The sequence below is a fragment of the Pseudomonas gebzensis genome (genome assembly GCF_034427815.1).
Lineage (GTDB): Bacteria > Pseudomonadota > Gammaproteobacteria > Pseudomonadales > Pseudomonadaceae > Aquipseudomonas.
Window position 1 is genome coordinate 601407 of sequence record NZ_JAXQNS010000002.1, and the last position, 13769, is coordinate 615175.

The 13769-nt window shown below is 66.9% G+C and carries 12 protein-coding genes; 1 reads left to right on the plus strand and 11 read right to left on the minus strand.

Annotated features, from left to right (window positions below; translation table 11 throughout):
- Positions 1-22 precede the first annotated feature (22 nt).
- The 5 genes from SJI00_RS06710 to speB all read right to left on the minus strand — a co-directional run bounded on the left by SJI00_RS06710 (position 23) and on the right by speB (position 6303).
- Positions 23-1624, minus strand: a complete 1602-nt coding sequence (locus SJI00_RS06710) for a 5-guanidino-2-oxopentanoate decarboxylase (RefSeq protein WP_322460947.1) — start codon at positions 1622-1624, stop codon at positions 23-25.
- Positions 1625-1842: 218 nt separating this feature from the next.
- Entirely contained in the window at positions 1843-3222 is a 1380-nt protein-coding gene (locus SJI00_RS06715; protein WP_322460948.1) for a sodium:solute symporter family protein, read from the minus strand.
- Between the two features lie 72 nt (positions 3223-3294).
- On the minus strand, positions 3295-4794 hold the full coding sequence (locus SJI00_RS06720; protein ID WP_322460949.1) for a purine-cytosine permease family protein: 1500 nt from the start codon (positions 4792-4794) through the stop codon (positions 3295-3297).
- A 166-nt stretch (positions 4795-4960) separates the two neighbouring features.
- Positions 4961-5347, minus strand: a complete 387-nt coding sequence (locus SJI00_RS06725) for a YybH family protein (protein WP_322460950.1) — start codon at positions 5345-5347, stop codon at positions 4961-4963.
- Entirely contained in the window at positions 5344-6303 is a 960-nt protein-coding gene (gene speB, locus SJI00_RS06730) for an agmatinase (RefSeq protein WP_322460951.1), read from the minus strand. The genes SJI00_RS06725 and speB overlap by 4 nt, the downstream gene beginning before the upstream one ends.
- A gap of 182 nt (positions 6304-6485) precedes the next feature.
- On the opposite strand from speB, the gene SJI00_RS06735 reads away from it, so the two are divergent.
- Positions 6486-7403: a LysR family transcriptional regulator gene (locus SJI00_RS06735; RefSeq protein WP_322460952.1), complete on the plus strand. Its 918-nt coding sequence runs from the start codon at positions 6486-6488 to the stop codon at positions 7401-7403.
- Between the two features lie 97 nt (positions 7404-7500).
- Here the strand turns inward: SJI00_RS06735 and SJI00_RS06740 are convergent, their stop codons facing one another.
- The 6 genes from SJI00_RS06740 to SJI00_RS06765 all read right to left on the minus strand — a co-directional run bounded on the left by SJI00_RS06740 (position 7501) and on the right by SJI00_RS06765 (position 13767).
- Complete coding sequence (locus SJI00_RS06740; protein WP_322460953.1) at positions 7501-8775, minus strand: VWA domain-containing protein; 1275 nt, start codon at positions 8773-8775, stop codon at positions 7501-7503.
- A gap of 291 nt (positions 8776-9066) precedes the next feature.
- A complete protein-coding gene (locus SJI00_RS06745) occupies positions 9067-9567 on the minus strand; it encodes a hypothetical protein (protein WP_322460954.1) in 501 nt (166 codons plus the stop codon).
- Positions 9568-9573: 6 nt separating this feature from the next.
- Complete coding sequence (locus tag SJI00_RS06750; RefSeq protein WP_322460955.1) at positions 9574-10284, minus strand: hypothetical protein; 711 nt, start codon at positions 10282-10284, stop codon at positions 9574-9576.
- 46 nt (positions 10285-10330) lie between these two features.
- On the minus strand, positions 10331-11878 hold the full coding sequence (locus SJI00_RS06755) for a formylglycine-generating enzyme family protein (protein ID WP_322460956.1): 1548 nt from the start codon (positions 11876-11878) through the stop codon (positions 10331-10333).
- Entirely contained in the window at positions 11868-13091 is a 1224-nt protein-coding gene (locus tag SJI00_RS06760; protein WP_416221000.1) for an FtsX-like permease family protein, read from the minus strand. Before SJI00_RS06760 ends, SJI00_RS06755 begins: the two co-directional genes overlap by 11 nt.
- Positions 13075-13767 (minus strand): ABC transporter ATP-binding protein, encoded by a 693-nt coding sequence (locus tag SJI00_RS06765; protein WP_322460957.1) that lies wholly within the window; start codon positions 13765-13767, stop codon positions 13075-13077. The genes SJI00_RS06760 and SJI00_RS06765 overlap by 17 nt, the downstream gene beginning before the upstream one ends.
- Positions 13768-13769 lie beyond the last annotated feature (2 nt).

A 13769-nucleotide genomic window follows, 5' to 3' on the forward strand; every position in this document is an offset into this window, starting at 1 on the left:
CAGCGGCGTCTGCCAGGCTCGCTCAGGGCGCAAACGGCGGCGCCTCGGCGATTTCGATCAGCAGCGGGCGATCCTCCGGTGCCTCGCGCAGCAAGGTTTGCAGATGCGCGTGGTCGCGAGCGCGTTCGGCCTGGCAGCCGAAGCCTCGGGCAATCGCAATGAAGTCTGGTGTGTAGAGGTCGACGCCCAGCGGGGTAATGCCGTGGCGCTCCATGTAGCGCTTGATTTCGCCGTAGCCGTGGTTGTTCCACAGCAGGATGACCACGCCCACCCGCGCCTCCACGGCGCTGGCCAGTTCCGCCACGGTGAACTGCAGGCCGCCGTCGCCCATCAGGCTGATCACCGGACGCGTTGGCTCGGCCAGTTTGGCGCCGATGGCGGCTGGCAGGCCATAGCCTAGGGTGCCGTAGCCGGTAGACGAATTGAACCAGCGCCGCGGGCCGTCGAGGTCCACCAGGTGGTTGCCGCTGTACACGGTCTGTGTCGAATCGCCGACGAAGCGGGCGCTGGGCAGGACATCGAGGATGCAGGCGAACACGTGTCGGTAATGTGCCCAGCCGCTGAAGTCTTCGGCCAGTTGCCGTTGCACGCCAGCCACGCGCGTGGCGCCAGTGCCTGTGGCCGCCTCGGCACGGCTCGGCAGCGCGCCGAGCAACGCCTCGATGGCCAGCCCCGCATCGCTGTGGATGGCCAGCAGCGGCGGGTGATTGCGCTTGAGTTGGTCGGCGTCGATATCGATGCGAATCAGCTCGCCCACTATCTGAAAGTTGCCGTCGAACACCACGTCGTAGTCGGTCTCGCCCAGCTCAGTGCCAATGGCCAGCACCACGTCAGCCTCCCGCACCAGCTGCCGCACCGGCACTCGCGACTGATTGCTGCCCAGCAGCAGGGGATGGGCGGGTGGCAGCAGGCCTTTGGCATTGATGGTCAGCGCCGTCGGCGCATCCAGCGCTTCGGCCAGCCGGCGCACGGCGTCGGGCCAGGCGACGCAGCCACCGCCGATCAACAGCAGCGGGCAGCGCGCCTGCTGCAAACGCTGGACTGCCTGCTCGATCAGCGCCGGCGACGGGGCCGGGCGCGCAGTGACCACGCGCGGTTGCAGGCTCAAATGGTCGGCGCGAGCCGTGATCACGTCCAACGGCAGCTCGAGGTGCACCGGGCGCGGTCGCTGACCGTCGAATACGGCGAACGCACGGGCGAGCGCGTCGGGCAGCTCGTCGACCGTCATCACTGTGTGGCTGAACGCAGCCACTCCGGCCACCAGCGCGTGCTGGTCGGGCAATTCGTGCAGGTAGCCGTTGCCCAGGCCCAGGCGGTTGCGCTCGTTGACGCTGGAGATCACCAGCATGGGAATGGAATCGGCATAGGCCTGGCCCATTGCCGTGAGGATATTGGTCATCCCAGGCCCGGTGATGATGAAGCACACCCCAGGCTTGCCGCTGACCCGCGCGTAGCCATCGGCCATGAAACCGGCGCCTTGCTCGTGCCGCGGTGTGATGTGGCGCACGCCGCTGTTCGGCAGGCCGCGATACAGCTCCACGGTGTGCACGCCGGGGATGCCGAACACGGTATCGACGCCCCAGGCCTGGAGCTGCTTGACGAGAAATTCTCCACAGGTGGTCATACTGCTGTCCTTGGAAGTAAGGGGGAATACCGGCTGCCAGTCCGTCCGGCAGGCAGGTCGGCGGGTGCCGTGCAGCGCCTGTGAGGGCATCGGCCGCAGCGCCTGGCACCGTGCCTGTCAGGGGCGTTGCGCAGGCCGCGCGGCCCGCCGGCGTCACCGCTCAGCGTCAGGCCGACGCGGCGGCGCCTGCGGACCGGCAATGGGGTCGGCGCTGCGACTCACGCGATGCGCGTGGCATGCACCTGCGGCCGGGTCAGCAGGCTGCCCAGCACGAACGCCAGCAGGCCGACCGACAAGCTGTAGTAGATCGGCGTGTTGGCTTCCAGGCCGTCGCGGAACATGAACACCAACGCCGTGCCGCAGCCCAGCGCCATGCTCAGAATCGCCCCGGTGGTGGTCGCACGCTTCCAGTAGATGGCACCGAGCATCGGGATCAGGATGCCGCCGACCAGCAGGTTGTAGGCCAGGGTCAGGGCGCCGATCACATCGTTGACCACCAGTGCAGTACTCAGCACCACCAGCCCGGTGAGGAAGGTGAACGCACGCGACATGCCCAGGGTCGAGGGCCGACCCCTGCGCAGCTTCGGCAGCAGGTCTTCGGTGATGGTGGTCGAGGCGGCCAGCAGGCCGGCGCTGGCGGTGGACATCATCGCGGCCAGCGCAGCGGCGATTACCAGGCCGCGAATGCCGTCGGGCAGGGCGCTCTGCACGATCGAGGCAAAGGCGTTGTTGGCGTCGGCCAGGTCCGGCAGCAGCACTTTCGCGCACATGCCGATCAGCGCACCGACCAGGCCGTAGATCACGCAGTACACCCCGGCCATGCTACCGGCCACCCGTGCCACACCTTCGCTGCGCGCGGTGAACACGCGCTGCCAGATGTCCTGGCCGATGAGGATGCCGAAGAAGTAGATCAGGAAGTAGGTGAGTATGGTGTCGTAGCCAATGGTGCTGAGGCTGAACGCGGCGTCCGGCAGCTTGGCGTGCAGGGCGTCCCAGCCGCCCACGCGGTACAGGCAGATCGGCAGCAGCACGAACATCAGGCCCACGGTCTTGATCACGAACTGGACGATGTCGGTCAAGGTCAGCGACCACATGCCGCCGATGCTCGAATACACCACCACCACACCGCCGGCGAGCAGCACGGCGGTGATGAACGGCAGGTCGAACAGCACCTGCAGCACGGTGGCACTGGCCAGGGTCGAAACGACGGCAATCATCAGCGCATAGGCGAACATCACCACGGCGCTGGCCTGACGCGCCATGGGCGTGTAACGACGCTCCAGAATCTGCGTCACGGTGCTGATGCGCAACTTGAGCAGGGGCTTTGCCAGGAACAGGTTGAGCACGATGATCCCGGCACCCAGGGCGGCGCACAGCCAGAACCCCGACAAGCCATGCACATAGCCCAGGCGCACGGTACCGACCGTGGCCGCGCCGCCCAGCACGGTGGCGGCCATGGTGCCCATATAGAAGGCCGGGCCCAGGTTGCGCCCGGCCACCAGGTAGTCGTCCTGGGTGCGCGCGCGGCGCATGCCGAACCAGCCGAGCAGCAGCATGCCGGCGGCGTAAACGATCACTACAGAGATATCCAGGAGCATGGTGTTGTTCTCATTGTTCTGGAAGAAAGGTTCAGGCGGGCGCCGCGCACCCGCAGCGCCCACGGCGCAGGGTCAGGCGATCCCTGCGCCCTTGAGGTCGGCGCCGCTGGCGCCGCTCACGCGGACCCAGCACGGACCGGCAGGCCCGTACACGCTGGCCGGTTCAGGGAACAGGTTGAGCAGTGCCAGGTACAGCAGCGCCGCCATGCCCAGGGTGAGCGGCAGGCTGATGTCGATGCCGCCGGCCAGGTGGCCCAGCGGCCCGACGAACTGCCCCGGCAGGTTGACGAAGCACAGGCCGGTCGCCGCGCTGGGAATCCAGGCGCCCAGGCCACGCCAGTTCCAGCCATGCTGGAACCAGTAGCGACCGCCGCGCTCACCGCGGGTGAACACCTGCAGGTCATCGGCGTGGTAGACGCCCCGGCGCACGATCAGGCCGAGAATCATGATGACCATCCACGGGCTGGTGCAGGTCACGATCAGCACAGCGAAGGTCGACACGCTCTGCACCAGGTTGAAGGTAAAGCGGCCGATGAAGATGAAGGCAATCGCCGCTACGCCGATCAACAAGGTGGCCACCGCTCGGCTCAACACCTTCGGAAACAGGCTCGACATGTCCAGGCCGGTGCCATACAGCGCCGTGGTGCCGGTGGACATGCCACCGATCAGGGCAATCAGGCACACCGGCAGGAAGAACCAGGTGGGCGAAATCGCCAGCAGGCCGCCCACGTAATTGCTCGATTCGATGTACTGCGGCGCCTGGGTGGCCACCAGGGTGGCGGTGCACAGGCCGAACAGGAACGGAATCAGCGTGCCGGCCTGGGCCGCGACCACTGCCAGCATGATGCGGCGCTTGGGGGTCTGGCGCGGGATGTAGCGCGACCAGTCGCCGAGAAAGGCGCCGAACGACACCGGATTGCTCATCGCCAGCAGCGCAGCGCCAATGAAGGCCGCCCAGAAGCCCGGCTGCGCCAGGTTCACCGTGCCGGCGTAGCTCGCATCGAACGGCCCGGCAAAGGCCATGAGGCCGAGCAGGAACAGCAGGCTGGAGGCCCACACCGCCACCTTGTTCACCCACAGCATGAAGCGGAAGCCATAGATGCACACCACCAGCACCAGCACCGCGAACACGCCATAGGCCAGGCCCAGGGTCAGGTCGGTTTCCGGCAAGCCGACCAGGCGTTTGGCGCCGCCAATCAACGCGTCACCCGAACTCCACACCGAGAGTGAGAAGAAGGCCACGGCGGTCAGCAGTGACAGGAAGGAGCCGACGATGCGTCCGTGCACGCCGAAATGCGCGCCCGACGACACCGCGTTGTTGGTGCCATTGAGCGCGCCGAACAAGCCCATGGGCGCAAGAATCACCGCGCCGACGGCAACGCCGAGGACGATCGCCCACACCCCGGCCTGGAACGACAGCCCGAACAGCACGGGAAAGCTGCCCAGCACCGCCGTGGCAAAGGTGTTGGCGCCACCGAAGATGAGGCGGAACAGGTCGATGGGGGATGCATCGCGCTGGGCGTCAGGAATCTGCTCGACGCCAAAGGTTTCGATACCCGTGGAGTGACTCATTGCGTTTCTCCGCTGCCTGTCACGGTTCTTGTAAGGCCGGCTCAGGCTCGCCGGCCTTTTTTATTCACCCCCGGCTGTGCCGGGTGGCGGTGTTGTGGCAATGCTGCAAGGCCCCCGGGTATGGGGCCTGACGCGCGCGGTGAGGGTGACACCGCGCGCGGGCGCGTCAGTTCGGGCTTGGGGCTGACAGGTGCTCATGGCACGCCAGCCAGCGTCCGGCCTGGTGGCGAAAGACGATGGTCTCGCGTTCCTCCAGGTGATGCTCTGCACCGTCTGCCCGCAGGTGCGTGGCGACGTCATGGAGGAAAATCGCCACATCGCCCTGTAGGCTCACCTGGCCATGGCTGGAGCGACAGCCCAGCACCGCAAAGCCCTCGGCCTGCCACTGCTGCCATAAGGCCTGGTAACCGGCGAGCGTCAGCGCGTGTGGCTGGGTATGGAAGATGAAGGTTGCATCGTCGCTGAAGCAGGCGAAGTAGCGCGCCGTGTCGTTGCTGGCGAACGCCTCGACCAACGCAGCGGCCGCGGCGTGCACTTCGGCGGCCGGGCTCATCGGCGCACCACGCCAGGCAGGACGCAGAGCATTTCGTACAACAGGTTGGCGCCGAGCAGCGCGGTGTTGCCCGTGGTGTCATAGGGCGGCGAGACCTCGACCAGGTCGCAGCCGACCAGGTTCAGGCCGTGGCAGCCACGGACGATTTCCAGTGCCTGGATAGTGGTCAGCCCGCCGACTTCCGGGGTGCCGGTGCCCGGTGCCCAAGCCGGGTCGATGCCGTCGATGTCGAACGACAGGTACACCGGCCCGCCATCGACCTTGGCGCGCACTTCTTCCATCAAGGGGGCCAGGGACTGGTGCCAGCATTCCTCGGCCTGCACCACACGAAAGCCTTGCCGGCGGCTCCAGTTGAAATCATCGGCGGTGTAGCCCTGGGCGCGCAGGCCGATCTGCACCACCCGGTCGCTGTCGAGCAGGCCTTCTTCCTGGGCGCGGCGGAAGGTGGTGCCGTGGGCGATCTTCTCGCCGAACATGTGGTCGTTGACATCGGCGTGGGCATCGATGTGGACCAGGCCGACCTTGCCGTATTTCTTCTTCATGGCACGCAGGATCGGCAGGGTCAGGGTGTGGTCGCCGCCCAGGGTCAGGGGAATGATGCCGTGTTCGAGAATGCCGTCATAGTGCGCCTCGATGATGCGCACGGTGTCGAGCAGGTTGAAGGTGTTGAGCGCCACGTCGCCGATGTCGGCCACGTTCAGCGAGTCGAAAGGGGCCGCGCCGGTGGCCATGTTGTAGGGGCGGATCATCACCGATTCGGCGCGGATCTGCCGAGGGCCGAAGCGGGTGCCCGAGCGCAGCGAGGTGCCGATGTCCAGCGGAATGCCGATGAAGGCGGCATCGAGCCGAGCGAGTGCTTCCGGGGCCTGCACATGGGGCAGGCGGAGCATGGTGGCGATGCCGCCGAAACGCGGCATCTCGTTGCCGCCCAGGGGCTGGTGGAGGGTGTTGTCCACGGTGGGCCTCACATTATTCTGATTGTCGTGGGCCGATTCTGCGCACTGGGCGGGGTGCGACAAATCGCTGCAAGCAAATAATCAGTTCAGAAATTTCTAAACTTTCCAGCGCCAGGCTTTCCAGTGGCGCCATGGCCAGCGGTAGACTGGCGGCCTTCATGATTCCCGGCAGGAGCGCGTGCATGGCGTCCGCATTACCCGATCTCAAGCTGCTGCGCATCTTTGCCAGCGTGGTGCGCAACCAAGGCTTCGCGGCGGCCCAGCAAGAGCTGAACCTGTCGACCTCGGCCATCAGCACATACATGAGCCAGCTGGAGTCGCTGCTTGGCGTTGCCCTGTGCCACCGCGGCCGAGGCGGCTTCAGCCTGACCGGCAAAGGCGAGCTGTTTCATCAGGAAACCTTGCGCCTGCTGGCCGAGCTGCATGATTTCGAGCGTTACGCCGCTTCCTTGAAGGGTGAACTGCGCGGCACGCTCAACCTCGGCGTGCTGGACTCCACGGTGAGCGATCCAGCGCTGCCGCTTGCCGACATCATTGGCGCCTACAGCCAGGAGCACCCGGCGGTGCACCTGCACCTGGCGGTGCTGAGCCCTGCCGAGCTGCAAATGGGCGTGCTGGAAAACCGTCTGGACCTGGCCATCGGTGCGTTTACCGTGCGCACCAGCGGGTTGATCTACCAGGCGCTGTACCGCGAACAGCATTGGCTGTATTGCAGCGACCGTCACCCGCTCTACGCGCAAAAGCGTATCCCGGCCGAAGTGATCGCCCAGCAACGCATGGTGGGCCGTGGTTACTGGAGCCAGGCGGAACTGGCGCGGCATGGCTTCAAGCACAGCGCCGCGACCGTGGAGTCGATGGAGGCGCAGCTGATTCTGGTGTTGTCGGGCGCCTACATCGGCTACCTGCCCGAGCACCATGCCCAGCACTGGGTGGAGCAGAAGCGTCTGAAAGTCTTGCTGCCGAGCACCTTTGGCTACCAGGCCCCGTTTGCCACGGCGATACGCCGGGGGCGCTCGCGCGAACCGCTGATCCAGAGCTTTCGGGATCGGATCAAGGCGCAGGCGGGCAAGGACGCGCCCGATGTTCCTGTGAAGCGCTGAGGCCCTGTCGACGAAAACCCACGCAAGCGCGGTGGTGTGGCGCTTCGCGACGGGCTGACGGCTCCCTGGGTGTGCAGAGTTCGAGTGGCGTGGCCTTTCATGGCTGACAGTCAGGCTGCTCTGCCACCTCTTCCATCGCTTCGCGCAACCCGGCGCCCAGCGCTTGCGCCTCACGCGCGGCGTACACGCGCCCGCCGGTCGCTGTGGCGACGCACTGGGACAGCGGGTTTTCGCTGATGCTGACCATGTTCACGCGCAGCCTCGGCTGCTCGCGGGCGATCCGCTCGGCCACGGCGCAGGCGTCCTGGTCGCAGGTGTCCTCGCCGTCGACGAACATCACCACCACCGCGTCCTTCATGCGGCCGTCGACCTGCTCGGCGGCTTGTTCGAGGCTGTAGGCCAGGGGTGTGCCGCGGTCGGCACCCAGTTGGTCGATCGCCGCCAGCAGTTGCGGACGTTGCGCGTTGCTGAACAGGCCCTGGTTGCGCACCCAGTGACAGCCGCCAAAGGTCAGCAAACGGGTGTCGATGGCCGGGTGCACCTGCTTGAGGGTGGTGGCCATGGCCTGCTTGGCCAGGCTCAGGCGCGTGGGTTCGGCAAGTATCCGTTGCCGGCGCGGATTGGTGTCGGGCAGGTTGCCGCCGATCTCGTTCAACCAGGTTTCATCGTCCGCGCTGGCCGCGACGTTGAGGTTCATCGAGCCTGAGGTGTCGAGCACCATGACGAAGTCCGGCGGCGGTGTGCCGGGCGTGCAGGCGAAGTTGCCCACGGCCGTGGGCTTGAGCCAGTGCAACAGCGGGCCGCGCCAGTGCCACAGGGCCCACAACCCGGCGAGCAGCAGCACCAGCAGCAGGGCCAGCCAGCGCCAACGCCGCCAGCCGCGCCGCACGCTGCGGGTCGGGGTGGGCGTGGGCGGGCTCTGCGCAGCAGGCGGCGACAGGGGCGTGCTGTGTGGCGCGACCGGCGCATCGGGCAAGGCCGGTAGCAGGCCGCCCCAGCGCAGCACCACAGGCTCGGCATTGACGCTGTACAGCTGCGCCAGATCGGCGGGCTGTACCAGGCTCTGCAACGCGTCGGCCCCGGCGCTGTCGCCGGTCTCGCGCAAGCGTGCGGCCAACTGGGCGATGGCCTGCTGGCGCTGCGCATAGCGCGCCAGCAGGTCGCGCTGGGCTGTGCTGTCGAGTTCGGCATAGGGTGTCGGCTGGCCGGTGAGGTAGGTCCACCATTGCAAGCCGGTGGCGGGCTGGCGTGGCACAGCGAACAGGCTGACGATGCTCGGCGGGAAATGGTGCGCGAGCAGGGTCGTCTTGGCCTTTAGCTGCGCCATCTGAGCACTGCTGTAGCGGCCGGGGTCGAGGGTCATACGTTGCATGGGGTCAATCCGGTGAAGTGCCAGGTGCAGGTGCAGGTGTAGGTGCAGGTGCAGGCGCAGGCGCACGATGCGCAGGGGTGCCGACCAGGCTGTGTTGCAACAGGCTTGCTACGCATGCCTGCTGCGTCAAAACCGGCGAGAGTGCCAGCCCGGCCCAGGCGCTCGCGCAGCTGAGCGCCTGGGATGGCCCGTGTGTGCTGACTGTTCGCGCAGCGCCGGGTCAGCGTCCAGCGAGCGCCTAGTAAAGGGCCTCGAAAGCCATCTCCCGCGCTTGGGCGCCTGGCACGGCGATCATTCGTAACCCAGGCTCATCTGCAGCCGCGAGACCTTCTGTTGCAGGGTCTTGAGTTCCTGCTGGCGGGCCTCGACCTGCGCGGGCGTGGCTGTGGCCACAGGTGCTTTGGCGCGGGTCAACTGGCGTTGCAGGTCAGCCACCTGGGTCTGCACGTCGGCCTTGTTGGCGTGGCGGGTCTTGAGCTGGCTCAGCAGGCTGTTCATCGAGCGCTGCAGCGTCTGGTCCTGGCGCTGCTGTTCGGCCAGGCTCTGCCCGGTGGCCCGTTGCTGAGCCACGAGGGTGTCGTACACCTGATGGAAGGCGGCATTCTCCGAACGCGCGTCGCTCAGCGCCTGCTGCTTCTGGTCCACCTGCTGCTGGTAACCGCCGCCCAGGTCGCAGCTCATCTTGGTGATCAGGCTCGGGTCGTTGAGGGTGCTGTCGCACTGTTGTGCGGTGGTGGTGCAACCGCCCAGGGCGAGCAGGCCGAGCACGGGCAGAAGGTGTCTAGGGTTCATGGGTGGTTATCCGAGGGTGATGGCCGAACGTTGGCTGTACAGGCCGTCGACTTCCTGCTGCAGGCTGTTGACCTTGGCATTCATCTTGGCGATTTCCGCTTCGACGACGGCGATGTTGTTGCCGGCGCCGTTCTGCCGTTCCAGTTGCGCGGTCTTCTGGTACTGCGCGACCTTGTTACGCATGTTGCCGACGTCGGTGCGCATCTGCTTGATGTTGGCGTCGATGTCGGCGACCTGCTGCTGCGCCGCGGCCTTGTTGACGGTCTTGGCCTGAATGGATTTCTTCAACTGGGCGATGCGCTGCTTGTCGTCACCGATCACCTGCTGCAGGGTGGCGCTGCGCAGGGCCACCTTGTCGGTGTCGGCCTTGACCTCGTCGTTCATCTTCTGCAAACGCTCGGTGGCGTTGGCGTACTTGCTGCGTCGATAGTCGTAGTAGTAGTTCGCGCCCAACGCCACGCCGCACGCGCCAATGCCGGCCACGACCATGCAGCCGACCTTGTTTTCAGCCGCCAGCGCGCAGGCCAGCACGCCGACCCCGGCCGCCGCCGCGCAGGCCGTCAGGCCGGAGCTGGAGAAGAAGGTGGCGTCCTGGCCTTGGGTCAGGCGCGGGTCGACCTGCGCATCGGGCTGGCCGCCGCTGCTGGCGCAACCGGTCAGCGTCAGGCTGAATGCCAGCAACGCGCTCAGCAGTGAGTTGCTCAAAATCCTGTTCATCAAGGGCTCCTTGTCCGGGTGATAGACGTCAGGGGTGCGGCGGGGGTCATGGGGTCTTTACGCGCTTGCATTGCTTGAGCCAGCCCTCGGTGTCGATCTTCTGGGTCTTCAGGTAACCCTTGAGGTTGCCCCAGTGGGTGGCGAGGAACGGTTTGAGCTCCTGCAACCGCGGGTTGCTGGCAATGATTTCGTCTTGCACCGGCACCTGCCGGGCCAGCAACGGCTCGGCGTACAAGGTAGAGGCCTCGACCAGGGTGCTGGCGTAGTAGTTGCTCAGCTTGTGCAGGCGGTCCTGCTGCTCGTCGAGCTTGCCCTGGCGCATCGGGCACGAGGTGTCGTCAGTGCCGGCGGCGCAGTTCAGGGCGTAGTTCTTTTGCAGGAAGTCGAGGTAGCGGCCGTCGTCGAGCAGCTTGGTGCAGAGGAACGCGCCGAGGTTGAGGCTGGCGCGGATGGCCTGGTCGCGGTTTTCTTCCTGCTGCTGGTTGCTGGCGCGCAACTGGTTTTCCAGCGCCTTGAGCTTGTCCTTGATGGCCTGATCGGCAACGACCGACGCCAGTTGGCTCAGCGCCTGCGCGGTGCTGGTGCCCGGTGAGGTGACGGCTTCGGCCTGGCCCAGTTTCTGCCACTGGCTCTCGATGGCCTTGACCCGCTCGCGCGAGGTCAGGGCAGGGGCCACCAGTGCCAGGCGCAAGCCGGTGCTCTTGCTGGTCGCCGCCTGGTCACCGTCGTAGTAGTCACGCTCCTGGCGCAATGCGGTGCGCACCTCGGCCTGAGCGGTACGGAAATCGGCGCCACGCACCACGAAGCCGCCGGCCTGGCCATGCTGGCGATCGAGTTTGTTCAGGCGAAAGGGCTCGAACATCATCTCGGCGACGTTACCGAGCATATCGTGCAGGCCCAGCGGGTTGCCTTGCAGCAGGCCGGTGAGCTGGGGTTGGCCGTTGGCTGACTGGCTGCCGGCGAACCATTCGTACGTGCCCAGGCCTTCAGGCATGGGGTAGCGGCCGTCGCGGAACTCGGCGGCGTTGACCTTCAGGCCTCCGCGGGCAGCGAATTCCCACTCCACCTCGGTCGGCAGGCGAACGAAACCGGCCACGCCATCTTCCTTGGGCAACTGGCCCTTGGCATGCTGGCGCAGCCAGAGGTTGTAGCGGTCACTGGCGTCCAGCGCCTTGATCCAGCTGACCGACACCGCCGGCAAGCGGCCCTTGGTGCTGGGCTCCGGGCACTGCTCGGCAGTCAGCGCCTGGTATTGCAAGGCGCTCATCTCATACTTGGCCATCAGGTAGTAGCGGGCCTTGGCAGGCTTGCCGTCGGTGAAGCTGCCGGCCAGGAAGGCCGGGCGCGACTGCTCGACATAGCCCCACTCGGCGCTGTCCTGGCCGAGCACCATCGGGTAGTCGTCCAAGGGCCCGGCAAGCGGGACCAGCACTTTGCGAAACACCATGGCCCCGTCGCACGGCATCGGCAGGACGACGTCGCCCTCGGCGGGCTTGGGGTTGAAGTACTTGTCCTCCCAGGTCGCCGCCTGGGTATGCAGGCTGGCGGCCAGGAGCGGTGTCAGGCACAGGGCACGTAGCGATTTACAATTCACGCAGGCTCTCCGCAGGTTCGATGTTGATGGCTCGGGCCGCGCCGGTCAGCGCCACCAGAGCGGCGACCAGCAAGGCCAGCAGCAAAGCTGCCAGCGCATGCCAGGGCGTGATGTGGCAGACGAACGCGCCGGTCGCTTGGGCGCCGCCGAGCAGTCGGTCGAACAGCGTGCTGCCGGCCAGGTAACCGAGCAGTCCACCCGAGTAGCCCAGCAGCGCCAGGGTCAGGGCCTGCAGCACGATGAACCCGGCGGCCGCACCGCGTTGAAAACCCATCAGGCGCAACAGCGCCAGGCTACGGCGCTTGCGTTCGATGTTGGCGAGGAACGCGCCGGCCAGCGAGGCCGTGCAGCCGCACAGGGCCGCAGCGGCAATCACCGCAAAAATCACGCTCAGCACATGGTTGATGGCTTTGACGTTCTCGATCTCGGCCAGGCGGCTGCTGGTTTCCAGGTGCTGGCTTTCCAGCCAGCGGGCCAGCGACGGCACGCTGTCGATGTCCCGGGCGTACAAACGGGCGCGGGCATAGCGCGGGCTGAGCTGAGCTTGCTCAGCGCCCTCGAACGCGCCGAGCAGCGGGGTTTGGTAGCCATCGCGAAAACGTTCGAGCTGCTGCAGCAAGGCGGGCGCGACGAACACCCCAGGCCGGGCGAAACGCTGCGCAGGCAGCACGGCCCTGACTTCAAGGCGCAGTTCGCCGCGCTGCGGCTGGCCCTCGAGACGCCGCTGAATGCGCAGACGCACCGTGCCGCCGGTGGACACCCCCAGGCGCTCGGCGGAGGCGGCACTGAGCACCGCGGCGTCAGCGGCGAGGTCGGTGCCGACACCGGCCAGCAACGGATCACCCGCCCCGGTGGGCAGGACTTCGGCGTTTTCGACGAACCGGCCCTGCTCACCGAGCAGGTCGGCCTGGGTATTGAGCGAGCGCGTCAGGCCCACGGCAAAGCCGGTTTCCGGGCGTTGCTGCAAGGCTTGCAACCACTGGCTGTCGAAGTTGCCGCTGCCCAGCAGCTTGATCTCCAGGTTGCGCGGATCACTCAGCAGTTGCGCCTGCAACTGGCTGACCACGCCGTACTTGAGGCCGAACAGCAACAACAGCGGGGCGACCACCGCCATCAATGCGGCGGCCACGCACAACGAGACCTTGCGGTCGTGCCAGAGGTCGGCGAGTGCCAGCTGCGCCAGCAGGCGCGCGCGTTCAGGCCAGCGGGGCAAAGTCGGTTTCTCCAGGGCGGCTGTGCGCCTGCAGGGTGGGCAAGCCAAAGGCCTCGACCATGGCCCAGTCGTGTGACACCAGCACGATGGCCAGGCGCAGCTCGCAGGCCAGCTCAAGCAGCAGGGCGAACAAGCGCTTGGCGTTGTGCGGGTCCAGTGCGGCGGTGGGTTCGTCGGCCAGCAGCAACTGCGGCTGGTGCGCGACGGCACGGGCACAGGCCACGCGCTGGCGCTCGCCAATCGACAGCGCCTGGGGCAGCTTGCCCAGCAGCGGGGCGAGGTTGAGCACATCGATCGCCCGTTCGGCAGCGGGGCCCAGGCCGGGTTGGCCGAGCAACCGGCGAGGCAGGCGAATGTTCGCCGCCACATTCAGAAACGGCAGCAGCCCGCCGTTCTGCAGCACAAACCCCAGGCGCTGCGCCCGCAGTTGCGCCAGCTCGGCCTGCGCACCGCTGGCCAGCAACGCCGCCACATCGACCCCGCCCAGGCGATAGCTGGCCAGCTGGCTGGGCGCCAGCAGCAGGCCCAGGGCTTCGAGCAAGGTGCTCTTGCCGCAGCCGCTTTCTCCGGTCACCGCCACCACATCGCCGGCACCCAGGCTCAGCGCAGGCAGGTGCACCCGATGGCCTTGGCCCGGGGTGCCGCGTTGCACGCTGAGGGCACTAACTTCGAGCATGC

Excerpts from the sequence above, each read along its gene's own strand:
- SJI00_RS06710 (WP_322460947.1), bottom strand. The coding sequence starts at position 1,624 with ATGACCACCTGTGGAGAATTTCTCGTCAAGCAGCTCCAGGCCTGGGGC.
- SJI00_RS06715 (WP_322460948.1), bottom strand. The coding sequence starts at position 3,222 with ATGCTCCTGGATATCTCTGTAGTGATCGTTTACGCCGCCGGCATGCTG.
- SJI00_RS06720 (WP_322460949.1), bottom strand. The coding sequence starts at position 4,794 with ATGAGTCACTCCACGGGTATCGAAACCTTTGGCGTCGAGCAGATTCCT.
- SJI00_RS06725 (WP_322460950.1), bottom strand. The coding sequence starts at position 5,347 with ATGAGCCCGGCCGCCGAAGTGCACGCCGCGGCCGCTGCGTTGGTCGAG.
- SJI00_RS06735 (WP_322460952.1), top strand. The coding sequence starts at position 6,486 with ATGGCGTCCGCATTACCCGATCTCAAGCTGCTGCGCATCTTTGCCAGC.
- SJI00_RS06740 (WP_322460953.1), bottom strand. The coding sequence starts at position 8,775 with ATGCAACGTATGACCCTCGACCCCGGCCGCTACAGCAGTGCTCAGATG.
- SJI00_RS06745 (WP_322460954.1), bottom strand. The coding sequence starts at position 9,567 with ATGAACCCTAGACACCTTCTGCCCGTGCTCGGCCTGCTCGCCCTGGGC.
- SJI00_RS06750 (WP_322460955.1), bottom strand. The coding sequence starts at position 10,284 with ATGAACAGGATTTTGAGCAACTCACTGCTGAGCGCGTTGCTGGCATTC.
- SJI00_RS06765 (WP_322460957.1), bottom strand. The coding sequence starts at position 13,767 with ATGCTCGAAGTTAGTGCCCTCAGCGTGCAACGCGGCACCCCGGGCCAA.